The sequence below is a fragment of the Pseudomonas sp. 13B_3.2_Bac1 genome, assembly GCF_025466205.1.
Lineage (GTDB): Bacteria > Pseudomonadota > Gammaproteobacteria > Pseudomonadales > Pseudomonadaceae > Aquipseudomonas > Aquipseudomonas fluorescens_H.
In genome coordinates this window covers 26,393-50,609 of the sequence record NZ_JANLOG010000073.1, presented here as the reverse complement: position 1 = coordinate 50,609, position 24,217 = coordinate 26,393, and the positions used below count along the sequence as shown (strand labels likewise).

Below are 24,217 nucleotides of genomic sequence, written 5' to 3'. Positions count from 1 at the left end.
TCCTACATTAGCCCGCCTTGTAGGCAGGCCAGGTCTTACAGAACGTCCAGCAGCTCGACGTCGAATACCAGAACGCTGTGCGGCGGGATGCTGCCAACGCCTTGAGCGCCGTAAGCCAGTTCGCTCGGCACGTACAGGCGCCATTTGCTGCCGGCATTCATCAGTTGCAGAGCTTCGGTCCAGCCAGCGATCACGCCGCCAACCGGGAATTCTGCTGGCTGGCCACGATCGTAGGAGCTGTCAAACACGGTGCCGTCGATCAGCATGCCGTGGTAGTGAGTACGCACGGTGTCTTCACGGGATGGCTTGGCGCCTTCACCCTGGGTCAGCACTTCGAATTGCAGACCGGAGGCCAGCGTGGTGATGCCTTCTTTCTTGGCGTTTTCAGCCAGGAAAGCACGGCCTTCGCCGGCAGCGGCTTCAGCTTTGGCGGCGGCTTCGGCTTGCATGATCTCGCGGATCACCTTGAAGCTGGCGGACATGGCTTCCTGATCGACACGGCTTGGCTTGCCGGCGAATGCGTCGGTCAGACCGGCCAGGATGGCGTCCAGGCTGACACCCGGTGGCGGGTTGTCGCGCAGCTGGTCACCCAACTGACGGCCGATGCCGTAGCTGACGCGAGTTTCGTCGGTGGACAGATTTACTTCGGACATGACACTGCTCCGCTGTGCGGACGGCCATCAGACTTGCCGTGCGTGCACAGCGCGTCCCGGCGCGCCCGGAACCAAAAGGGCGAGCAGACTAGCACAGATGCCCAGCGATGGCGCGCAAGGCCTACAGGGCCGAGCGCCAGGCCAGCGGTACTTTCAGGCTTTCATCGGCACTGGCGACCAGTCCGCACATTTCATCGTGCACCGAGGTGTGTACGAGGTTGAACGGCAGCACCGGAAAGTTATGCAATAGATCCCGCGCATGCTCCACCGAACGCAGCATCAGCATGTTGCCCTTGGGATCACTCAGCGGATACGCCGCCCCATGCATCCGCGCCTCGAGCAGATAAAGCCCGCCCTCCATGGAGATCAGGTTCAGCTCATCGACCTTCCTGGCGATGGCAAACGCATTCAACTCTTGCAGGTTCATGAACGCACCTCACACGGTGGCGAGCCAAGACCTCTACAGGGATATGCCCGGACGCACCAAAGCACAAGCCACAAACGACACCGCCCGTCTGTTTCGCAACAGACGGGCGGTGTTTTTGCAGCGATCAACCAATGATCAGTGCTTGGTGACCTTGTCCAGGTAACCCATGGCGAACGCCGAGATCACGAAGGTCATGTGGATGATCACGTACCACATCAGGTGCTCGGGATCGACGTTCTTGGCGTCCATGAAGATGCGCAGCAGATGGATCGAAGAAATCGCCACGATCGATGCCGCCACTTTCATCTTCAGCGACGAAGAGTCCATGGTGCCCAGCCAGTTGAGCTTTTCCTTGTTGTCGTCGATGTCCAGCTGCGAGACGAAGTTTTCATAGCCGGAAATCATCACCATCACCAGCAGGCCGCCAACCAGTGCCATGTCGATCAGCGACAGCAGCACCAGGATCAGATCCGATTCGGCCATCGAGAACACGTTGGGGATGACGTGGAAGACTTCCTGGAAAAATTTCAGTGCCAGCGCCAGCAGCCCGAGGGACAGGCCGAAATAGATCGGCGCCAGCAGCCAGCGCGAGGCGTACATTGCGTTTTCGAAAAAGCGTTCCATTGAATCTCACACAAGGGGGGGTTGTAATCGGAGGCGAGTATACCAGCCCCCTGTGACAGCCAGAAACCGCCCGGCTCGCACCTCCAATCACCGCCACCTGCGTGTGTATGTGATTTTTTTTCTGCTACTGTCCAAACCATTGAACACCTAGCGAAAGTGGACAGGACGACTGGAAATGGATGTGCGATTGCCGTTTAAGACTGCCGGGATTTGCCTCGCTCTGCTGCTGGGAGGCTGCTCTCCGGGTGATGAGAAAAAACCATCGGTCAGCCTCGAAGCAAAGACGGCAACGTTCGAACATTCACTGGACGCCATCGCCGACCCGAAGCTCAAGGAGGCCGTGACCGAGCTCGGCGGATCGTTGCTGCTGCTCGAACGCGCGCAGCTCAAACTTGACGGCGCACCGCTGAAAACCGTGTACGGCGAAGACATTCTCGGCGTCCTCAAGCATTACCCTTCACCGCAGGCGCTGGTCGATACCTTCATCAATGGCCTGTTCGTGCTGCACAAGGACGCCAGCTCCGACTACCTCACCGACCTGCAACCGGTGTTCCCCTTCAACCTGAACATTCCAGGCGGCTTCCTGTTCCCGCATGGTGTGGAATGGCAGTCAGTCACGCTGAGCAACAAACGCGTGATTGCCTATCAGCAGGAGTGGTCGGAAACCGATCCCGGCATTCAGCTGAGCCCGTCCAGCTCCAACGTCACCAACCCCGAAGACCTGACCGTGACCTACCCGTTCATCGAGGGTCTGGACGTGGACAGGAAGAGCCAGCCGCAGCCGGTGAGCCTGCAAGGCAAAGTGGAAGTGATTGCGCCGCGACGCTTGTTCAGCTTCAACCTGAACCAGAAGGATGTCGGCCAGACCCGCACCGACGACAACCTCAGCGTCACCCTGCTGAAGCTGGAAAGGAACTACGCCGAAATCGAAGTCAGCAACAGCCTGCCACTGGCTCCCGAGGTTGAGGGGGCACAGCTCAATCCAGTGATCGTTCAGGCTCGCGACACCAGCGGGCAATACCTGGAGCGCGCCGGCTCAATCAATGAAAGTCCGGCACAGGTTGCCTTCTACGAAAAACAACTGGCGTACCTGCAACAACAGAAAACCTGGAGCGAAGGTCTGGAAAAACAGCTCGAGAACGAACAGCATGCCTTCGAGCAGCAACACCCACGGCGTTACAACAAGATCTACTTCAACGGCCCTATCGACACTCTGGAAATCAGCGTGCTCGACTTCTCATCGGCGACCGTGACTCGCAAAGCCCTGGATCTACCGGTGCGCACCTTCAGTCAGCACACCACGGAAAAGGCCATCCAGCCGCTGGACCCGGGGGTGGTGGTGTATGACGATCTGGCGCCGAACTGGCTCAAGGGCGCGAGCCTCACCGAGGAAGCGTTGAAGGCCGGCATCCGCATCCATCAGTCCACGGAAGACCCGAGCGCTGCACGCATCGAGTTCTCCCACCGACGCACCTTCAACGATGAATTGCTCGGCGATGACTTCAGCCCGGGCGACAGCCCGGTGACGTTCTTCACCGAGAAACGCAGCGGCAAACTCGATGAACCGATCGAACTGCCGCCCGAGGCGTACCAGGTCGATCCGCTGCAAGCGACCATCACTTACGATTTGAATCTGTTTCCGGAAACCCCGGCGATTGCCGTGGGCTCGATGCCATTGTTTCTCGCCAGCGTGGACAAAAAAACCTACGACGCCAAGTCCTTGCCCAAAGGCCTGGAGATCAAGAACAACATGTTGGTGGTGGATCTGAAACTGTTCCCGGCCAACGCCTGGCGATTTTTCGTCAAAGATGACAGTGGCAACTACCTGAAACAGATTCTGTCGGTCAGTCACGACGCGAGCGCACAAGGTCCGGCGCTGTTCGGCGTGCATTACTTCTATGGCCGTCCAACGCACGTGGAGACCTACCAGCGAACCGAACTCAATACCGTGCAATACGGCTTTGAGGTCAAGCTCGACAAGGCGCAGCTGCCCGACACTGCGCCATGATGGCGCCTAATGGTCGAACACGCCGACCGTACGCCCACGCCCACCGTTGATCTGGCGCAGCTGTGCTTGCAGGTGCAGGCTCCAGATCTGCGGATCGTCGGCCAGTTCGTAGCCGTGCATCGTCAGGCTTTCAACAATGGTGTCGAGAATCGACTCGGCGGCGACCGGCCCGTGAAACGGACCTTGGGCCTTGATGGCGGAAGGTTGTTCGCCGGCCATGCCGGCAGCGAAGAGCAGCGTCCACATGCCGGTATCGCCGGCCAACGGCTTGATGACGCATTCGATGCGGGTCACAAGACCCAGGCATTGACGGGTGAGGCAGAGGTTGCGCGACATGGCGGCGACCCTCGGTAAAGCCTGTATTCAGCCTTCACGCGAAGGCTGTTTCGATCCAGTGATACTGTCGATGTCCTTGAGCTGAGAATAGAAGAAAAGTCCGCCCAGCAAGCCGGATAGAACCAGAAGGCGCCGAATGGTCATTGTGTGAATTCTGACGTCAGAGTAGTGGCACTTTTCCCGATGATCACCGCAAAATCCAATTTGAAAACAACTGTGGGAGGGGGCTTGCTCCCTCCCACAATGTTTACCACGTCAGCGTTCAGGCCGGTTTGGCCTCTGCCAACGCCTCCTGCGCCAGTTCCTTCTCGGCCTCTTTCAGGTCATCTTCGCTGATCATCTCGGCAATCACCCGCAGACGCTCGACCACGCGGGCGTTGACGCTGCCCTCCGGGAACTGGCCTTCGGCGTCCGGCTCACCGGCCGGCTCGCCGACCAACAGGCTCAGCGCTTCGTCAGCCTGACGCACCGCGTACACGTGGAACTGCCCGGCACGTACCGCCGCCAGCACCTTCTCGTCGAGCATCAGCGTAGCGACGTTGGCCTGCGGAATGATCGCGCCCTGCTCGCCGGTCAGCCCGCGCGCCTCGCAGAGACGGAAGAAGCCTTCGATCTTCTCGTTGACCCCGCCGACCGCCTGCACTTCGCCGAACTGGTTGATCGAACCGGTGATCGCAAAACATTGCTTGAGCGGAGTTTTCGACAACGCTGAAATCAGCGTGCAAGCCTCGCCCAGCGACGCGCTGTCGCCATCGACATAACCGTAGGATTGTTCCAGCGCGATGCTTGCGGAAATCGCCAACGGGAATTCCTGAGCGTAACGACTGCCCAGATACCCGGTGAGGATCATCACGCCCTTGGAGTGAATCGGCTGGCCGAGATTGACCTCACGCTCGATGTCGACGATGCCGCTGCCGCCCGGATACACCGTGGCGGAAATCCGCGCTGGCACACCGAACGCCGAATCACCGACTTCCAGCACGGTCAGCCCGTTGCACTTGCCGACCGCCGCACCATCGGTGTCAATCAGGATAATCCCGGCGAGCATGTCGTCGAGAATCCGCGCCGAGACACGACCGGTGCGGGTTGCCTTGGCTTTCAGCGCACGCTCGATGTGGCCGGCGTCGGTCATTTCATCGCCGGCCAGATGACGGATGAAGTCCGCTTCGCTGACTAGTTGGAACAGGTCGCCGATCCGCGCCGACAACCGCCCCTGATGCTCGGCCAGCCGTGCGCTGTAGGTCGCCAGACGCGCGACCGCATCGGCGGTCAGCGGCGCCATGCCTTCTTCCGAGGTACGGGTTTTCAGCAACTGGGCGAATTGCTCCAGGCTTTCGTCGACCATCGGGATGTCTTCGTCGAAGTCGACCAGCACCCGGAACATCTCCTGGAAGTCCGGATCCAGATCCTGCAGTGTGTAATACAACTGGCGTGCACCGATGATCACCACTTTGACCTGCAACGGAATGTGCTGCGGATTGAGGGTCACAGTGGCGAAACGGCCCATCTCGCCCAGCGGCGATTCCATTTTCAACTTGCGCGATTGCAGGGCGCGTTTCAGCGCGTCCCATACGAACGGCTCGCTGAGCATTTTTTCTGCTTCAAGAATCAGGAAGCCGCCGTTGGCACGGTGCAGCGCACCCGGGCGCAACTGACGATAAGTGGTGTAAAGCGCGCCCTGATCGGTGGTGTATTCGATACGGCCGAACAGATTTTCGTAGGTCGGATGCGGCTCGAACACCACCGGCGCACCGCCACTGTGCGGATGGCCCACCACCAGGCTCGGCGCGTATTGCTCCTCCAGCAGCTTGCGCGCCACAGCGTCGGTCTTGCTGTCGTCGACCAATTGCTCGACCACGGTTTTCAGCAGATACACCTGCATCGCTTGCAGGTAACCGCAGACCGCGGCGTTCTCCGCGTACTTCTCGGACAACGGCGAGAGCAACGGCTGCAAGGCCAGGGTGATGGTTTCTTCGTTGAGTTGGCGCAGCTGATTGTTCGACTCGCGCTTCCACTGCGGCAGGCTCGCGAGTTCTTCGTTCAGGCGTTCTTCGAGGCCGGAAATGTCCTCGTGAAAGCGTTCGCGCTCGGCTTCCGGCAGTTGCGAAAACTCGGCCTCGTCCAGCGCCTTGCCTTCAAGCATCGGGGTGAACGCGATGTTGCTGCTGTCGCGATACAGGGCGACGTCTTTTTCCAGGGCCAGACGCTCGATGACGTCCAGCGCCTTGTCGTAGCGCTGGTTGAAGGCGCGGTCGATGGCGCTTTTCTTTTGCTGGTAGGACGGGTGTTCGAACACCGCCGGGAAAGTCGCCAGCAGGTTGTCGATCAGACCGTTGATGTCGCCGATGAATGCGCTGGCGGTGCCCGAAGGCAATTCCAGTGCACGAGGTTCACGCGGTTCATCGAAATTGTTGACGTAGACCCAGTCCGCCGGGGTCTGCAGGCGTTTGCCTTCGGCCTTCAGGTAGCGTTTAACGAACGAGAAACGGCCGGTGCCGGGTTCGCCCATGACAAAGACGTTGTAACCGGGGCGTGGCATGGCCACACCGAACTGCAAGGCTTCGACCGCACGTTCCTGGCCAAGCACACCGCGAAAGGGCTCCAGATCATTGGTGGTAGTGAAGCTGAACTGTTCAGCGGAAAACGGACGGGTCAGCGCTTCGGGCGCTAGACGCAAGCTGGCAGCAACAGGATCAGGCATCGGGCTTCCTTAACAATCAGGCGGGGCAGATAGCGGCATTCTGGCGCTGCCCGTACCCCACTGGCAAGGCGCGCCACACGACAAAGCATAGACAAGCGCCCCGCTCCGCAGCCGGCCCCGTGAAACAGGGGACATCAACGAATAATCAGCAAAAAATCACGGAACCACAGGAACGTGCCTAAACTCCAAACTGCGCGGCTGGAACAATAACCGGCCCACTGGCTTCAAAAGAGTCTGTCTAGACAGCGCTTGGGGGGCCAGAACCCTGTCCATTGGTATGCACACAAAGAGAACAAAGCTATGAAACGGATTCTTCTCGGTACTCTCTTCACCGTTGTTTCCCTCAACGCCATGGCTCAGGCGCCAGGCGGTCCGGATTGCGGTTGGGGCAACATGCTGTTCGAAGGTCAGCGTGGCACCCCGGCACACTTCCTGGCATCCACCACCAACGGCACCTCCGGTAACGCTACGTTCGGTATGACGTCCGGCACCAACGGTTGCTCGACCAACGCGTCGCTGACCTACGGCGGTAAATCCTGGTTCGCCATGAATGGCATGATGAACGAGCTGTCCGAAGACATGGCCAAGGGCAACGGCGAAGCGCTGACGACCTACGCCGTGGTACTGGGCGTGGCGCCGGAAGACCGTGCGCACTTCGCGGCTGTCACTCACGAGCACTTCCAGCAGATCTTCAGCAAAGCTGACGTGACCGCAGAAGACGTGCATACCAACACTCTGGCCGTACTGAAAAACGATCCTCGTCTGGCCAAGTACGCAACTCAAGCTTAAGCTCGACCCCACCCGCTTCTTTCGGGAAGCGGGTTTTGTTTTTTATGGCCCGCCCTTTTTGAGCGATGCAGGTCAGTTGTGACATGCGCTGAACCCTGTGGCGAGGGAGCTTGCTCCCGCTGGGGCGCGAAGCGGCCCCAATCTTCAAGAAGAGGGAGCGCTGCGCACTCCAGCGGGAGCAAGCTCCCTCGCCACAGGTTTGGTGCAGTTTGACTTGTCTGTATTAACGCCCGGGGTCTTTGTTTTTCTTTCGACTTAAGTTGCCACCTATGCTCAAACGCCTTGCCTGGCTGGCGCTCTGTGTCTGCGCCCCGCTGTCCGCCGCGCCTCACGTCGACCCTCAACGTTTGCAGCAACTGGCCAACGACCGCTTCTGGATTTCCCTCGGTCACTACGAAACCGCCAAGCTCGGCGGCTGGCGCAGCTATGTCAGCGACAAGAAGTTCTTTCTCGCGCCCGATGGCAACGAACACCCCGACCATGAACTGGCCGCTACCGTGCAAGCGCTATACGCCCCGGCCAGTCTCGGCGAGCAACATGCCCAATGCGTCTACCCGGCGCGTACGCGCTGGCTGAAAGCACAACTCAACCTCACCGACCTGCCCGCCCCCGATTGCGCCGAATTCAAGAAGTGGTTCAAGGACGTCTCGCCGCACAGCGCGGTGATGATTTTTCCAGCGGCCTACCTCAACAGTCCGTCTTCGATGTTCGGCCATACCCTGTTACGCATCGACCAGGCCGACGTGCAGGCCGACAAGACGTCGCTGCTGAGTTACGCAATCAACTTCGGCGCCTACATCGAAGGCTCGGACAACAGCATCCTCTACGCCTGGAAAGGCTTGATGGGTGGCTACCCGGGGCTGTTCGCGCTGGTGCCGTATCAGGAAAAACTCTCCGAGTACCGCAGCCTGGAAAACCGCGACCTGTGGGAATACCGGCTGAACCTGACGCAAGAAGAAACCGCACGCATGGTCGAGCACGTGTGGGAGCTGAAACAGATCCAGTTCGACTATTTCTTCTTCGACGAAAACTGCTCCTATCGCCTGCTCGAACTGCTGCAGGTGGCGCGCCCAAGCCTGCGCCTGACCGAGCAATTCCCGCTGACCGCCATCCCTACCGACACGGTCAAAGCAGTGAAAGAGGCCGGGCTGGTGGAAAGTATCGAATATCGCCCGTCACGCGAGCGTGAACTGCTCAGCCGCGCCGAGCCGTTGAACAAGGAAGAACAGCAATGGGTGCTGAAGGTCAGCGCCGATCAACAGGTGTTGCAGGACCCGACGTTCAAGGCCCTGCCCCGGGATCGCCAGGCGCTGATCATCGACGCCGCGTATCGTCTGGAACGCTACCGCGCCAACGGTCAGGAACGTGATCCGCAACGGGCGCAGCGCAGCTTCGAACTGCTGCGGGCGATCAACAAGAACCCGGCGCCGGACTTGCAGATTCCACAACCGGGCCTGCCCGAAGACGGCCATGAATCGCGCACCTGGCAGGCCGGCATCGGCACCCGGGGCGATCGTGCCTTCGGCGAGTACGGCTTGCGCATGGCCTATCACGATCTCAACGACAACGCCGAAAGCTTCCCCCTCGGCGCGCAGATCGAAATCCTGCAGATGAAATTACGCCAGTACGAAGGTAATCAATGGCAGTTCCAGCAACTGGATCTCGCAACCATCCGCTCGCTGACCCCGCGCAATGAGTTGCTGCAGCCACTGTCGTGGCAAGTCACCGGCGGCCTCGAGCGCGTACCCGGCAAGCATGATGACGAAAATCTGGTCAGCCACGTCAACGGCGGCGGTGGCGGCACCTGGCAACTGGGCGAAGACACGCTCGGCTTTGCCCTCGGTACGGTGCGGATCGAACACAACAATGACTTCGCCGGGTTTGTCACGCCGGCCGCCGGTTTCAACAGCGGCGTGCTGTGGAAAAACCCGTTGGGCAATCTGAGCGTCGAGGCCAAGGGCGATTACTTCACCAACGGCGAGGTACGCCGCAGCCTGAGCCTGAACCAGCAGTGGGAACTGTCGCGCAACCTCGGTTTGCGCCTGACGGCACAGCGTGAGTTCAGCCACGTTGCCACACCGGAGACCGAAGTCATGCTTGAGGTGAAGTGGTATCACTACTGACCTAAAGCCCAATCCATAACCCCTGTGGGAGCGGGCTTGCTCGCGAAGGCGTCGTGTCAGGCGATTCAAATCTCGACTGACCCAGCGCTTTCGCGAGCAAGCCCGCTCCCACAGGGCCCTCCGGTGTTTAACGAATTACTCACATGCCTTTCACCTACGTCCGACGAATCCGCTTCTAGACTTTCCCCATAAGCCGAAAATCGGCGCGGGAGAGTGCGATGTGGCGGTGTGCGGGACTGTTGGGTGTTTTGCTGTTGCTCGGGGGTTGCCAGACCACCCACGAAGATTTGATCGCCAAAGGTTATCCGCCAGCCTTCGCCGACGGTTTTGACGATGGCTGCGTCAGTGGCCGGCAAGCCGCCGGTTCGATCAGTGGCGAGTTTCGCAAGAACGTGCCGCGCTATCTCAAGGACAAGCAATACGCCGAAGGCTGGACCGACGGCTTTCGCCAATGTCAGGCGATGCTGGAGAACAAGGACCGCGAAGAGTATCGCAACGAGCACTGGGACGAACGCGAGCGCGCCTGGCAGCAGCAGAAAGACCAGGACGCCGGGCGGGCTTATCGCTCGCAATAGGTCGTTTCCAGACATCCAGTGAAACCAAATGCCGGCGACCATGGCCCAATTCCTATAACAGGAGGACACCATGAGCCGCGCTTTCGTCAACGAAGACAACGCCGCCGCGCAAGCCGATCAGCCCGTCGAACGGCAGGTCAGTGCGCAGCCCAATTACGTCACACCGCAGGGATTGGCACAGTTGCAGGCCAAAGTCGCCGAGCTGCAAAGCCTGCACGCCGAGCAATCGGCCCAAGGCGAACAGGCCGACAAGCAGCGGCTGGCCGATCTGGAACGGGATCTGCGCTACTTCAATCAACGCCTCGCCAGCGCACAGGTCGCCGCCCCCGCGACCTCCACCGACAAGGTGCAGATCGGCAGCTGGGTGACCTACGCCGACGAACACAACACCGAAAGTCGGGTGCAATTGGTCGGCGAAGATCAGGCCGACGCCAGTCAGGGTTTGATCAACTGGGCCTCGCCGTTGGGCCGGGCATTGCTCGGTGCCCGGCTCAATGACGAAGTGCTGTGGCAGCGCCCCGCCGGCGATCAGGTGATTGAAGTGATTCGCATCGAACCGGCTTAAACCACACCCTGCGCGAGCATCGCATCCGCGACTTTGACGAAGCCGGCGATGTTCGCGCCTTTGACGTAATTGATCCGTCCGTTCTCTTCGCCGTAATGCACGCAGGCGTGGTGGATCGACTGCATGATCGCGTGCAGCTTGCTGTCCACCTCACCCGCCGTCCACAGCAGGCGCATGGCGTTCTGCGACATCTCCAGCCCGCTGACCGCTACGCCGCCAGCGTTCGACGCCTTGCCCGGGGCGAACAGAATGCCGGCTTCGATGAAGATATCCACAGCCTCCAGCGTGGTCGGCATGTTCGCGCCCTCGGCCACACACACGCAGCCGTTGCGCAGCAGCGTACGCGCAGCCTCGGCATCGAGCTCGTTCTGCGTGGCACACGGCAGCGCGATGTCGCACGGCAGCGACCACGGCAACTGCCCGGCGCGGAACTCCAGACCGAACGCCGTGGCCAGTTCGCTGATGCGTCCGCGTTTGACGTTTTTCAGTTCCAGCAGTGCCTGCCACTGTTCTTCGCTCAGTCCCGATTCGCAGTACAGCGTGCCTTCGGAGTCGGACAGCGAAATCACCTTGCCGCCAAGGTCCATGACCTTGCGCGCCGCGTACTGCGCGACGTTACCGGAACCGGAGATCGCCACACGCTTGCCTTCGACGGTCTGCCCGCGGCGCTTGAGCATTTCCTCGGCGAAGTACACGCAACCGAAACCGGTGGCTTCCGGGCGAATCAGGCTACCGCCGTAGGTCATGCCTTTGCCGGTCAACACGCTGGTGAACTGGTTGCTCAAGCGTTTGTACTGGCCGAACAGGAAACCAATCTCCCGCGCCCCGACACCGATGTCACCGGCCGGTACGTCAACGTCGGCGCCGATGTGGCGGTACAGCTCACTCATGAACGCCTGGCAGAAACGCATGACTTCGGCGTCGCTCTTGCCCTTCGGATCGAAATCCGAACCGCCCTTGCCGCCGCCCATGGGCAACGAAGTCAGGGAATTCTTGAAGGTCTGTTCGAAGGCGAGAAACTTCAGCACGCCCAGGTTCACCGAAGGATGGAAGCGCAAGCCGCCCTTGTACGGGCCGATGGCGCTGTTCATCTGGATGCGGAAACCGCGATTGACCTGAACCTTGCCCTGATCGTCGACCCACGACACGCGGAACACCACCGCCCGCTCCGGCTCGCAGATGCGCTCCAGAATGCCTGAGGTCAGGTAACGCGGATTGGCTTCGAGAAACGGCCACAGACTGCGCAGGACTTCTTCGACAGCCTGGTGGAATTCGGGTTGATCCGGGTCGCGTTTTTTCAGTCGGGCAAGGAAGGATTCGACGGATTCGATCATGGGAAAAGTCTCGGCAAATTTATTGTCGTTGGAAGCGATTGAGCCGGACTGTAGCAAACGATTTGCGCACAGCAACAGCGCAAAATGTCGCAGTTATGAAATTAAATGGTGCACAGGATATAAATCAGGTGGTTTTTTGGGCTGGTTTTGCACCTGATTGGGGAGATCAGATTGAAGTGATGCACCAACAGTTATACCGCCTTCGCGAGCAAGCTCGCTCCCACACTTGAAATGCGCTCCCCTGTGGGAGCGAGCTTGCTCGCGAAGGGTTCGACTCGGTTGCATCTGAAAAACCCAGGCAAAAAAAAACGGAGCCCGAAGGCTCCGCTCTTTTTCATCCAACCAGCCTGATATCAGGCCAGTTTCTTGTGGCGTACCCGATGTGGCTGGGCGGCCGCTTCGCCGAGGCGCTTTTTGCGGTCGGCTTCGTACTCGGTGTAGTTACCTTCGAAGAACACTGCTTGCGAGTCGTCTTCGTACGCCAGGATGTGCGTCGCGACGCGGTCCAGGAACCAGCGATCGTGAGAGATCACAATGGCGGCGCCCGGGAAGTCCAGCAGGGCTTCTTCCAGCGAACGCAGGGTTTCAACGTCGAGGTCGTTGGACGGTTCGTCGAGCAGCAGGACGTTGCCGCCCTCCTTCAGGGTCAGCGCCAGGTGCAGACGACCGCGCTCACCACCGGACAGGTCCTTGACGAACTTCTGCTGGTCGCCGCCCTTGAAGTTGAAGCGACCGACGTAAGTGCGCGACGGGATCTCGTAGTTGCCGATGCGGATCTGATCGGAACCGTCGGAGATCTGCTGGAACACGGTCTTGCTGCCGTCGAGGTCTTCGCGGCTCTGGTCAACGCAGGCCAGTTGCACGGTTTCGCCGATTTCGATGGTGCCGGAATCCGGAGTTTCCTTGCCCATCAGCATGCGGAACAGGGTCGACTTACCGGCACCGTTACCACCGATCACGCCGACAATGGCGCCCTTCGGCATGGAGAACGACAGGTTGTCGATCAGCACGCGATCGCCGTAGCCCTTGGTGACGTTCTTGAACTCGATGACCTTGTCGCCCAGACGCGGACCGGCCGGGATGTAGATCTCGTTGGTTTCCGAACGCTTCTGGAATTCCTGCGACTGCATTTCTTCGAAGCGTTGCAGACGAGCCTTGGATTTCGACTGGCGGGCCTTGGCGCCTTTGCGCACCCACTCCAGTTCTTCCTTCATGGCTTTTTCGTGAGCCGACTGCTGCTTGGATTCGGCCGCCAGACGATCGGACTTGGCTTCGAGCCAACCCGAGTAGTTGCCCTCGTAAGGAATGCCCGCGCCGCGGTCGAGCTCCAGAATCCAGCCGGCGACGTTGTCGAGGAAGTACCGGTCGTGCGTGATCGCGACCACGGTGCCCGGGAAGTCGTGCAGGAAGTGCTCCAGCCACGCCACCGAATCAGCGTCCAAGTGGTTGGTCGGTTCGTCGAGCAGCAGCATGTCCGGGGCGGACAGCAGCAGACGGCACAGGGCCACACGACGTTTTTCACCACCGGACAGGTGTTCGACCTTGGCGTCCCAGGCCGGCAGACGCAGGGCGTCGGCCGCGACTTCCAGTTGACGCTCCAGGTTGTGACCATCGCTGGCCTGCAGGATCGCTTCGAGCTTGGCCTGTTCGGCAGCCAGCTTGTCGAAGTCGGCATCCGGATCGGCGTAAGCGGCGTAGACCTCGTCCAGACGCGCTTGCGCGTCCTTGATCACGCTGACCGCTTCCTCGACCACTTCACGCACAGTCTTGGTCGGATCAAGTTGTGGCTCTTGCGGCAGATAACCGATGTTCAGGTCCGGCATCGGACGGGCTTCGCCCTCGAACTCGGTGTCGACGCCGGCCATGATTTTCAGCAGCGTGGACTTACCCGAACCGTTGAGGCCGAGTACGCCGATCTTGGCGCCGGGGAAGAACGACAGCGAAATGTTTTTCAGGATTTCCCGCTTCGGCGGAACAACTTTGCCCAGCCGATGCATGGTGAAGACGTATTGAGCCATGGAGAACCTTGGGTCAGTGACAGATGAATGATTGGAGCGCAGGCGATGCCCGGCCAGACCGATGCGCGTCGTTCACTAGACCACTTGATGGCCATCAATGCGTGCGCGCGGAATAAAGTCTGAGTCTAGGAGCTGGAACGCTCCCGCGTAACCGGCAAAGCTACCTTAATGACGGAAGGCAGTCCAGCCGAGTGGGGCTGGCACTTCGCCACAACTCAAGGCATGCTAGCCGCCCTTCGGGCGTCCGGCTTATAGTGCACGTCGCGCCAGTCCAGCCAAACCGCAGGATTACAGCTTGTCCAACGTTACCCCGCCAGCTTCTGTGAGCGCGTCCAATCCGGGGACCGGCTCGCCCCTGCGCGGAACACTGAAGGGTGCATTGGCGACGCTGGTACTTTTGCTGCTGGCATTGCTGTTCTGGCAGTTGCTCGATCAACTGCGCGAGACCCAGAAAAACCAGCGCCAGTACACCATCGACTACACCGCCGACCTCGCCTCGCAGGTCAGCCTGAACATGTCGCTGAATGCGCAGATCGCCCTCAACCTGTTACCGATCGTCGAACAGCCGCAGTCGTCCGACGAACAGCAGGCACTGCTGCGCAAGCTCCAGCAATCGCTGCCCGACCTGCGCAGCCTGGCCCTGCTCAGCCCGTCCGGGAAAATCATCAACGACAGCGCCAGCGACAGCCACGACGCCGATTACCTCGGTGAACTGGTGCGCCGCAGCCGCGCCCAGGCGCATTACTTCAGCAACGCCGACGACGGCTCGGTAGTGCATCTGTTATTGCATCAGGCCAGCGGCAGCACGCGCGGCTACTGGGTTTTGCGCCTGACCCCGACCTTCTTCGACTCGCTGACCAAGCAGGGCGAAACCGGCATCCGCCCGTTGTGGCTGGTGGAAAACCGTCTCAACCATCAGATCATCAGCCGCGACGAAGCGCTGTCCTCAGCCAGGCCCGGCGTGCTGAGTCCGGACGACATGGCCAACACCGTGCTCACCGTGCCGCTGAGCAGCAGCGACTGGCAGTTGCGCGGGCTGTTCGACCGCCAGCGCGTGCTCGAAGAACTGCTACCGGCGTTCATCGGCAAATGCCTGCTGGGTCTGGCGTTCTCGATGCTGCCGGTGATCGCGCTGCTCAACATGCGTCGCCGTCAGCGCCAGTTGCATGAAGGTCGCCGGCGCTATCAGGACATTTTCGAAGGCACTGGCGTGGCGTTGTGCGTGCTCGACCTGTCCGGCCTCAAGCAGGTGTTCGACAAGGCGCAGATCCAGACCAGCGACCAGCTCAAGGCCTGGCTCGACCAACCGGCCCAGCGCCAGCAACTGCTGCAAGAACTGCGCGTCACCGAGGTCAATCAGGTGGCGCTGCAACTGCTCAATGTCAATTCCTGCGAGCACGCCTGGCAGTTGCTGATCGACGGTCATCCGCACAGCCAGTGCGCCATCGGCAACCAGGTGCTCGACGCTGTTCTGCAGCAACAAAAACAGCTGGAACTGGAAATCAAATTGCCGGACATCAACGGGCGCGATCAGCACCTGTGGATGGTCCTGCGCCTGCCTGAAGAACAGCACGACTATAAAGCGGTGATCCTCAGCATCAACGACATCACCAGCCGCAAGCTGATCGAACTGTCGCTGCTGGAACGCGAAGGCTTCTGGTCGGACGTGGTGCGCACCGTGCCGGATCATCTGTATGTGCAGGACGTGATCAGCCAGCGGATGATTTTCAGCAACCACCACCTCGGCCAGACCCTCGGGTACAACCGCACCGAACTGCATCAGATGGGCGAGTACTTCTGGGAAATCCTCCTGCACCCGGAGGACGCCGACTACTACCATCGCTCGCGGCAGATGCAGCGTCACGCCGGTTACAGCCAGTTGTTGCAATGCCAACTGCGTTTCCGACATCGCGATGGCGAGTGGCGGCGCTTCGACATCCGCGAACAGGCGCTGGCCCGCGACAAGCACGATCAGGTCACGCGGATCATCGGCGTGGCCAAGGACATCACCGAGCAGATCGAGGCCAGTGAATCCCTGCGCGACAGCGAACAACGCTACCGCATGCTCGCCGAAAGCATCAGCGACGTGATCTTCTCCACCGACAGCAAGCTGTCGCTGAACTACGTCAGCCCGTCAGTGCAAGCGGTACTCGGCTACGACGCCGAGTGGATTTTCCAGAACGGCTGGCAATCGACCATCGCCAACCCGCAGCAACTGAGCGGCATCTACTCCTTGATGGATCGGGTCAGCAAAGCGCTCGACAAACCTGAACAACTGGCAGTGTTGCGCAACCAGGTGCAGACCCAGATGTTCCTGTTCGACTGCCTGCGCGCCGACGGCCGCAAGATCCCGATCGAGCTGCGTCTGGTGCTGGTGTGGGACGAACACGGCGCGTTCGAAGGCGTGCTCGGTGTCGGCCGCGACATCAGCCAGCAACGCCGCGCCGAGAAAGACCTGCGCATGGCGGCCACGGTATTCGAGCACTCGACTTCGGCGATCCTGATCACCGACCCCGCCGGTTACATCGTGCAGGCCAACGAAGCGTTCAGCCGGGTCAGCGGTTACGCGGTATCGGAAGTGCTCGATCAGTTGCCGAACATGCTCACCGTCGACGAGCAACAGGACGCGCACCTGCGCTATGTGCTCAAGCAACTGCACCAGCACAGCACCTGGGAAGGTGAAGTCTGGCTCAAGCGCCGCAACGGCGAGCATTACCCGGCGTGGGTCGGCATCACGGCGGTACTCGACGATGAAGGCGACCTCGCCAGTTACGTGTGCTTCTTCAGCGACATCAGCGAGCGCAAGGCCAGCGAACAACGCATCCACCGCCTCGCCTACTACGACGCCCTGACCCACCTGCCGAACCGCACACTGTTCCAGGATCGCCTGCACACTGCGCTGCAATCGGCCGAACGGCAGAAGTCGTGGGTGGTGCTGATGTTCCTCGATCTCGACCGCTTCAAGCCGATCAACGACTCGCTCGGCCATGCTGCTGGCGACCGCATGTTGAAAGACATGGCCACGCGGCTGCTGGCCTGCGTCGACGATGACGACACCGTGGCGCGCATGGGCGGCGACGAGTTCACCTTGCTCCTGCAACACCGCTCCAGCCGCGAAATGGCGCTGAACCGGGCGATTCACGTGGCCGAGCAGATTCTCGCCAGCCTGGTGCGACCGTTCGTGCTGGAAGGTCGCGAGTTCTTCGTCACCGCCAGTATCGGCATCGCCCTGAGCCCGCAAGACGGTAACGAACTCAGCCAGCTGATGAAGAACGCCGACACCGCGATGTATCACGCCAAGGAGCGCGGCAAGAACAATTTCCAGTTCTATCAGGCCGACATGAACGCCAGTGCGCTGGAACGTCTGGAGCTGGAAAGCGACCTGCGCCATGCGCTGGAGCAGAACGAATTCGTCCTGTATTACCAGCCGCAGTTCAGCGGCGACGGCAAACGCCTGACCGGCGCCGAAGCGCTGCTGCGCTGGCGTCATCCGCGTCGTGGACTGGTGCCGCCGGGGGATTTCATTCCGGTGCTGGAAGAGCTGGGTCTGGTGGTCGACGTCGGCGACTGGGTGATCAGCGAAGCCTGCCGTCAGCTCAAGACCTGGCACCAGAACCGCGTGCGCGTGCCGAAGGTCTCGGTGAACATCTCGGCGCGGCAGTTCTCCGACGGCCAGCTCGGCACGCGTATCGCCACCATCCTGCGCGAAACCGGGCTGCCACCGGCGTGCCTGGAGCTGGAACTGACCGAAAGTATCCTGATGCGCGAAGTCAGCGAGGCGATGCAGATCCTCGCCGGGCTGAAAAACCTTGGCCTGAGCATCGCGGTCGATGACTTCGGCACCGGTTATTCGTCGCTGAACTACCTCAAGCAATTCCCGATCGACGTGCTGAAGATCGACCGCACCTTCGTCGACGGCCTGCCGTCCGGCGAGCAGGACGCGCAGATCGCCCGCGCGATCATCGCCATGGCCCACAGCCTCAATCTGGCGGTGATCGCCGAAGGCGTGGAAACCCATGAACAACTGGACTTCCTGCGCGAGCACGGCTGCGATGAAGTGCAGGGTTACCTGTTCGGACGACCGATGCCGGCGAGCCGGTTCGAGGCGCAGTTCAGCAATGATGCCCTCTTCATGTTCGACTGAATTTTTGCGGTGCCGCTCATGACGCCTTCGCGAGCAAGCCCGCTCCCACAGTGGACCGCATTTTTCCTGAAGGAACCGGCTCAAAGGTGGGAGCGGGCTTGCTCGCGAAAGGGCCGGTACAGACGCATGAAAAATCTGCGGTGCAGTCATCCCCAGCAGGCTGGCTCGCCCAAGGACTTGCCGTAGATCAGTATTCTTCGGTTGAAACGCGGCCATTGTGGAGGCCTTCAAAAGCACCGCACATCTGTCATGAACGCCACTTGTCTGCGACATGATGTCGTTTCATATGCCATCCAAAACCCATTGGGTTAGAATGCCCCCCTTTTCTGCCCCCGATCCTTGAGGACCGCCATGTTCAGCCGTGATTTGACTATTGCCAAGTACGACGCCGATCTCTTTGCCGCCATGGAGCAAGAAGCTCAGCGCCAGGAAGAGCACATTGAGCTGATCGCTTCGGAAAACTACACCAGCCCTGCGGTGATGGAAGCTCAAGGCTCGGTACTGACCAACAAGTACGCCGAAGGCTACCCGGGCAAGCGCTACTACGGTGGTTGCGAGTACGTCGACGTTGTTGAACAACTGGCCATCGACCGCGCCAAAGAGCTGTTCGGCGCCGATTACGCCAACGTTCAGCCGCACGCCGGTTCGCAAGCCAACGCCGCTGTCTACCTGGCCCTGCTGCAAGGTGGCGACACCATTCTGGGCATGAGCCTGGCCCACGGTGGTCACCTGACTCACGGTGCCAGCGTTTCCTCCTCCGGCAAGCTGTACAACGCCGTGCAGTACGGCATCGACGCCAACGGCCTGATCGACTACGACGAAGTCGAGCGCCTGGCGGTTGAGCACAAGCCGAAAATGATCGTGGCCGGTTTCTCTGCCTACTCGCAGATCCTCGACTTCCCGCGCTTCCGCGCCATCGCTGACAAGGTCGGTGCCTACCTGTTCGTCGACATGGCGCACGTGGCCGGTCTGGTCGCCGCTGGCGTCTACCCGAACCCGGTGCCATTCGCTGACGTGGTCACCACCACCACGCACAAGACCCTGCGCGGTCCTCGTGGCGGTCTGATCCTGGCGCGCGCCAACGCCGAGATCGAGAAGAAGCTGAACTCCGCAGTATTCCCGGGCGCCCAGGGTGGCCCGCTGGAGCACGTGATCGCCGCTAAAGCGATCTGCTTCAAGGAAGCACTGCAGCCTGAGTTCAAGGCTTACCAGGAACAAGTGGTGAAGAACGCCCAGGCCATGGCCGAAGTGTTCATCGAGCGCGGTTTCGACGTAGTTTCCGGTGGCACCAAGAACCACCTGTTCCTGCTGTCGCTGATCAAGCAGGACATCTCCGGTAAAGACGCCGACGCCGCTCTGGGCAAAGCGTTCATCACCGTGAACAAGAACTCCGTGCCTAACGACCCACGCTCGCCGTTCGTCACCTCCGGCCTGCGCTTCGGCACCCCGGCTGTGACCACTCGCGGTTTCAAGGAAGCCGAGTGCAAAGAGCTGGCCGGCTGGATCTGCGACATCCTGGCTGACCTGAACAACGAAGCGGTGATCGACGCCGTTCGCGAGAAAGTCAAAGCCATCTGCAAGAAACTGCCGGTATACGGCGCGTAATCGCGACGTTAAATCCGCAGCATGAAAAACCGGCCAGCGATGGCCGGTTTTTTTTCGCCCGTCGGAAAGATCAAAAGATCGCAGCCTTCGGCAGCTCCTACATTTGGAATGCGCTCACCTGTAGGAGCTGCCGAAGGCTGCGATCTTTTGATTTCTGGCCACTGGTCAGACCGGTCATGCCAATTTAGCGATTTTCACTTGTCATCCCGAAAAAACCGAGCGTAGACTGCGCCTGCACTGGACATACCGGTAAGACCACAATAATTAAGTCCTGAATCTGATGTGCCCCGCACACGGCAGCCAGGACACCGACCAGGATTCCTCCCATGCTCAGATGGTGCTCGCGTTCAATCTTCCTCCAAGTGGTTCTCGGACTGGTGCTCGGCATCATCTGCGGGCTGACCCTTCCCGAATATTCCGCTCAGCTCAAACCGTTGGGCGACGGCTTCATCAAACTGATCAAGATGCTCATCGGCCTGATCGTGTTCTGCGTGGTGGTCAGCGGCATCAGCGGCGCGGGCGATCTGAAGAAGGTCGGGCGCATCGGCCTCAAGTCGGTGATCTACTTTGAAGTGCTGACCACCATCGCCCTGGTGATCGGTCTGGTGTTCGCTTTCAGCACCGGAATCGGCAGCGGCGCGAATATCCATCTGGAGCAGTTGTCCGCCGCCGACATGGGCGATATCGCCGAGCGCGGTCAGCACATGCACACCACCACGCAGTTCCTGATGGACCTGATCCCGACCTCGGTAATCGGTGCCTTCGCCGACAACAACATTCTGCAAGTGCTGCTGTTCTCGGTGCTGTTCGGCAGTGCGTTGAATCTAGTCGGTGAAGCGGCCTCCGGGATCTCGCGGCTGATCAACGAACTGAGCCATGTGATTTTCCGGATCATGGGCATGATCGTGCGTCTGGCACCGATCGGCGTTTTCGGCGCCATCGCCTTCACCACCAGCAAATACGGCCTCGATTCACTGCAACATCTGGGCAGTCTGGTGGGCTTGTTCTACCTGACCTGCATGGCATTCGTCAGCGTGATTCTAGGGCTGGTGATGCGTGCGTCCGGCCTGCGCCTGTGGCCACTGCTCAAGTACCTGCGTGAAGAATTGCTGATCGTCATGGGCACCGCTTCTTCCGACGCCGTGCTGCCACAGATCATGCGCAAACTGGAACACCTAGGCATCGGCAGCTCGACCGTCGGGCTGGTGATTCCCACCGGTTACTCGTTCAACCTCGACGGCTTTTCGATCTACCTGACCCTGGCCATCGTGTTCATCGCCAACGCCACCGGTACGCCACTGGCAATGACCGACCTGTTGACGATTCTGCTGGTATCGCTGATCACTTCGAAAGGCGCCCACGGCATTCCCGGCTCGGCGCTGGTGATTCTCGCGGCGACGCTGACGGCGATCCCGGCGATTCCGGTGGTCGGGCTGGTGCTGGTACTGGCGGTGGACTGGTTCATGGGCATTGGCCGGGCGCTGACCAACCTGATCGGCAACTGCGTCGCCACCGTGGCCATCGCCCGTTGGGAAAAGGACATCGATGTGCAACGCGCAAACAAAGTACTCAGCGGTCAGCAGGGCTACACCTTTCAACCGCGTAAAACCGGAACTCCGGCGCACCAGCAAGAGTTCTGATTTTCAACCCCGCAGGAGCTGCCGCAGGCTGCGATCTTTTGATCTCGTTTGCGGCATCCCCTATGGGCTTACGGAGCTAGACAAGTGATAACCACATCAACCGTCGTCAACTCAGTCGTAGAAAAACTGCGCGCAGCGCTGGCCCGCGGTCAGTGGCGCTCCGGCGACATGCTGCCGGGTCAGCGTGAACTGGCCGAACAACTGGGCATCAGCCGTCCGAGCCTGCGCGAAGCGGTGATCGTTCTGGAAACCCTTGGCCTGGTACGCTCGATGCCGGGCAAAGGCGTGGTGGTGCTCGACGCCCAACTCAGCGACAGCCAGAGCCACGACAGCGCGGTGGCCGGCGCCAGCCTCGAAGACGTGCTGCAACTGCGTTACACCCTTGAGCCGTTCATCGTCGGGCTGGTCGCGCAGTCGATCAGCAGCAAGGAAGTCGGGCAATTGCGCCTGACCCTGATGGACATGCGCGAAGCCCTTGAAGCGGGCGACAGCGAAGCCGGGGTGAGCGCCTACATCGCCTTCCACGAAGAGCTGTTCACCCTGACCTCGAACCCGATCTTTCAGAGCGTGGTGCAGCAGACCAGCAACGCGCTCAAGCAAAGCGCCGAAGTGCTGCGCAATTCACCTGAGCATCTGGCCGAACGCCTGGAAGAAAACGAAGCGGTGGTGCGCGCGATCCGCAGCAAGAACAGCGCCCAGGCCAGCGCCGAAATGCGCCGGCACATTCTGCGCGAAGGTCAGCGCATGGGCTTTGAGTTGAACATTCCGGATGACCACCTCAGCAACTGACTTTCTTCACACTGGAGACCGGCCATGAACAGCCTTGCCACGTCGCCGCACACTCGTCAGATGTCGGCGCCCCTGCCCTTCTCCCGCCTGCGGACGCCGGCAGATGATCTGTACCCGCGGCTGTTCGACGCGATTCTGGACCAGCGAATCGATCCGGCCAGCCGCTTCACCGAAGACAGTCTCAAGCAGATGTTCGGGGTCAGCCGCGCCGATGTGCGCCGGGTACTGACGCAGTTATCGCATGAGCAGGTGATTGTGCTGCGCGCCAATCATCGGCCACGGGTGGCCGCACCGGATGCCGAGCAGACCCGACAAACCCTGCATGCGCGGCGCCTGACCGAAGCGACACTGGTGCGCCTGGCTTGTCAGAATGCATCACCCGAGGGTTTGAAACGCTTGCGTGCACTGGTCGAACGCGAACGCCTGGCCGTGGTTCAGGAGCGGCGTGCGGCGGCGATTCGGTTGTCCGGCGAGTTTCATCTGCAGTTGGCGCAAATGGCGGGCAATGCACCGTTGGCGCATTTCCTTGGCAGCCTGGTGCCGTTGACGTCGCTGGCGATTGCGCGGTGTGGTGGATCGACGCCGGGGTGCTGCGCGTGGCAGGAGCATCTGGCGATTGTCGAGGCGGTCGCGTCTGGGGATGTGTCCATGGCTGAGCGACTGATGAATCAACACCTGGATCATCTTGAGCAGACTTTGCTGGGTACAGCCCTTGAGCATCGTGTCGCCGGTTAGATCGCCTTCGCGAGCAAGCCCGCTCCCACAGTGAATTGCATTCCTCCTGACAGAATGCGGCCTACTGTGGGAGCGGGCTTGCTCGCGAAGGCGTCAGCCCTGGCGCCGAATAACCATCAGGCAGAAGTCACTTTGGCAAACCCCGCCCGAATCTTCTCTTCCGGCAAATCATCGGCAATAAACACAATCACACTTTCCCGCGCTTCACCCTCGGCCCACTCGGTGTCCCAATCAAAGCCGTAGAGTTTCAGTACGCCCTGAAACACCAGCCGCCGATCCTCGCCAGCGATGTTCAACACGCCCTTGTAGCGCAACAACTGCTTGCCGTGTTCTTCCAGCAGCTCATTCATGAACTCGCTGAGTTGATCGATATCCAGTGGCTGGTCAGTGCGCAGCACCAGACTGGAGATGCGGTCGATGGAAGGCGCCTTGCTCACCGGACGCAGGCTCACCCCGCCGCCGAGGTCGGCATTGAGGTTGAAACCACGCACGTCGAGCAGTTCGGCCAGATCGATGTTGCCATGCTCGACCACGCGGATCGGCGCGCGACGATTGATCCGGGTCAGGCGTTCGCTCAACGCGGTGAACGTGGCCTCATCCACCAGATCGGTCTTGCTCACCAGCAGGCGGTCGGCGAAACCGATCTGCGCCTGGGCGATGGTCTGGGCCAGGTGCTGGTCGGCGTGAGCCGCATCCACCAGGGTGATGATGCCGTCGAGCAGATAGCGTTCGCGCAGTTCTTCGTCGATAAAAAAGGTCTGCGCTACCGGGGCCGGGTCGGCCAGACCGGTGCACTCGATCACCAGCCGGTCGAAGGCAATTTCACCGCTGTCCAGGCGTTCGAGCAACAGGTACAGGGCCTTGGTCAAATCGGTGTGGATGGTGCAGCAGACGCAGCCGTTGGCCAACGTCATGACTTGCACCGGTTCGTCGCCGAGCAACTGGGTGTCGATGCCGGCGTCGCTGAATTCGTTTTCGATCACGGCGATTTTCAGGCCGTGCTCGGCTTTAAGCAGATGGCGCAGCAAGGTGGTCTTGCCGGCACCGAGGAAACCGCTGAGTACCGTGACAGGTATGGGAGAAGACAAAACACGATCTCCTGAAAGAAACACAAAACAAATGTGGGAGCGGGCTTGCTCGCGAAAGCGGTG

General features: G+C 60.4%; 18 protein-coding genes. 10 read left to right on the top strand and 8 right to left on the bottom strand.

What is annotated here, in order from left to right:
* Positions 1-35: 35 nt before the first annotated feature.
* The 3 genes from NTD85_RS11420 to NTD85_RS11410 all read right to left on the bottom strand — a co-directional run bounded on the left by NTD85_RS11420 (position 36) and on the right by NTD85_RS11410 (position 1,704).
* The gene (locus tag NTD85_RS11420; protein WP_003228367.1) at positions 36-653 is read right to left on the bottom strand and encodes an FKBP-type peptidyl-prolyl cis-trans isomerase; all 618 of its coding nucleotides are present in this window, start codon (positions 651-653) and stop codon (positions 36-38) included.
* Positions 654-774: 121 nt separating this feature from the next.
* Positions 775-1,080, bottom strand: coding sequence for a DUF6482 family protein (locus tag NTD85_RS11415; protein WP_262142186.1), 306 nt, complete (start codon positions 1,078-1,080; stop codon positions 775-777).
* 135 nt (positions 1,081-1,215) lie between these two features.
* A complete protein-coding gene (locus NTD85_RS11410) occupies positions 1,216-1,704 on the bottom strand; it encodes a TIGR00645 family protein (RefSeq protein ID WP_003228371.1) in 489 nt (162 codons plus the stop codon).
* A 175-nt stretch (positions 1,705-1,879) separates the two neighbouring features.
* Between NTD85_RS11410 and NTD85_RS11405 the strand changes: the two genes are divergently transcribed.
* Positions 1,880-3,712 carry a hypothetical protein gene (locus NTD85_RS11405; RefSeq protein WP_262142185.1) on the top strand — a complete coding sequence of 611 codons (1,833 nt, stop codon included), beginning with the start codon at positions 1,880-1,882 and terminating at the stop codon, positions 3,710-3,712.
* Positions 3,713-3,718: 6 nt separating this feature from the next.
* On the opposite strand, the gene NTD85_RS11400 is transcribed toward NTD85_RS11405, so the two are convergent.
* Together NTD85_RS11400 and NTD85_RS11395 are read right to left on the bottom strand one after the other, a co-directional pair.
* Positions 3,719-4,048, bottom strand: a complete 330-nt coding sequence (locus NTD85_RS11400; protein WP_003228378.1) for a hypothetical protein — start codon at positions 4,046-4,048, stop codon at positions 3,719-3,721.
* A gap of 262 nt (positions 4,049-4,310) precedes the next feature.
* Entirely contained in the window at positions 4,311-6,749 is a 2,439-nt protein-coding gene (locus NTD85_RS11395) for a Lon protease family protein (RefSeq protein ID WP_003228380.1), read from the bottom strand.
* A gap of 300 nt (positions 6,750-7,049) precedes the next feature.
* Here NTD85_RS11395 and NTD85_RS11390 point away from each other — a divergent pair, with 300 nt between their 5' ends.
* From NTD85_RS11390 to NTD85_RS11375, 4 genes are all read left to right on the top strand, one after another.
* Positions 7,050-7,538 (top strand): DUF3015 domain-containing protein, encoded by a 489-nt coding sequence (locus NTD85_RS11390; protein WP_003228382.1) that lies wholly within the window; start codon positions 7,050-7,052, stop codon positions 7,536-7,538.
* 269 nt (positions 7,539-7,807) lie between these two features.
* A complete protein-coding gene (locus NTD85_RS11385) occupies positions 7,808-9,661 on the top strand; it encodes a DUF4105 domain-containing protein (RefSeq protein ID WP_103521671.1) in 1,854 nt (617 codons plus the stop codon).
* Between the two features lie 218 nt (positions 9,662-9,879).
* Positions 9,880-10,236 (top strand): hypothetical protein, encoded by a 357-nt coding sequence (locus NTD85_RS11380; RefSeq protein WP_007963787.1) that lies wholly within the window; start codon positions 9,880-9,882, stop codon positions 10,234-10,236.
* A 70-nt stretch (positions 10,237-10,306) separates the two neighbouring features.
* Entirely contained in the window at positions 10,307-10,801 is a 495-nt protein-coding gene (locus tag NTD85_RS11375) for a GreA/GreB family elongation factor (RefSeq protein ID WP_226501097.1), read from the top strand.
* Here NTD85_RS11375 and gdhA read toward each other — a convergent pair.
* Positions 10,798-12,135, bottom strand: a complete 1,338-nt coding sequence (gene gdhA, locus NTD85_RS11370; RefSeq protein WP_003228389.1) for an NADP-specific glutamate dehydrogenase — start codon at positions 12,133-12,135, stop codon at positions 10,798-10,800. The two genes, NTD85_RS11375 and gdhA, sit on opposite strands and share 4 nt — an antisense overlap.
* Before the next feature lie 353 nt (positions 12,136-12,488).
* Positions 12,489-14,153 (bottom strand): energy-dependent translational throttle protein EttA, encoded by a 1,665-nt coding sequence (ettA, locus tag NTD85_RS11365; RefSeq protein WP_226501095.1) that lies wholly within the window; start codon positions 14,151-14,153, stop codon positions 12,489-12,491.
* 295 nt (positions 14,154-14,448) lie between these two features.
* On the opposite strand from ettA, the gene morA reads away from it, so the two are divergent.
* From morA to NTD85_RS11340, 5 genes are all read left to right on the top strand, one after another.
* The gene (morA, locus tag NTD85_RS11360) at positions 14,449-18,297 is read left to right on the top strand and encodes a cyclic di-GMP receptor MorA (protein ID WP_103485420.1); all 3,849 of its coding nucleotides are present in this window, start codon (positions 14,449-14,451) and stop codon (positions 18,295-18,297) included.
* 351 nt (positions 18,298-18,648) lie between these two features.
* On the top strand, positions 18,649-19,902 hold the full coding sequence (gene glyA, locus NTD85_RS11355) for a serine hydroxymethyltransferase (RefSeq protein WP_003228394.1): 1,254 nt from the start codon (positions 18,649-18,651) through the stop codon (positions 19,900-19,902).
* Between the two features lie 326 nt (positions 19,903-20,228).
* Entirely contained in the window at positions 20,229-21,542 is a 1,314-nt protein-coding gene (locus NTD85_RS11350) for a C4-dicarboxylate transporter DctA (RefSeq protein WP_003228396.1), read from the top strand.
* 84 nt (positions 21,543-21,626) lie between these two features.
* Complete coding sequence (locus tag NTD85_RS11345) at positions 21,627-22,331, top strand: FadR/GntR family transcriptional regulator (protein ID WP_262142184.1); 705 nt, start codon at positions 21,627-21,629, stop codon at positions 22,329-22,331.
* A gap of 24 nt (positions 22,332-22,355) precedes the next feature.
* Entirely contained in the window at positions 22,356-23,066 is a 711-nt protein-coding gene (locus NTD85_RS11340; RefSeq protein ID WP_262142183.1) for a GntR family transcriptional regulator, read from the top strand.
* A gap of 116 nt (positions 23,067-23,182) precedes the next feature.
* On the opposite strand, the gene yjiA is transcribed toward NTD85_RS11340, so the two are convergent.
* Positions 23,183-24,154 carry a GTPase gene (gene yjiA / locus NTD85_RS11335; RefSeq protein WP_262142182.1) on the bottom strand — a complete coding sequence of 324 codons (972 nt, stop codon included), beginning with the start codon at positions 24,152-24,154 and terminating at the stop codon, positions 23,183-23,185.
* Positions 24,155-24,217: the final 63 nt, after the last annotated feature.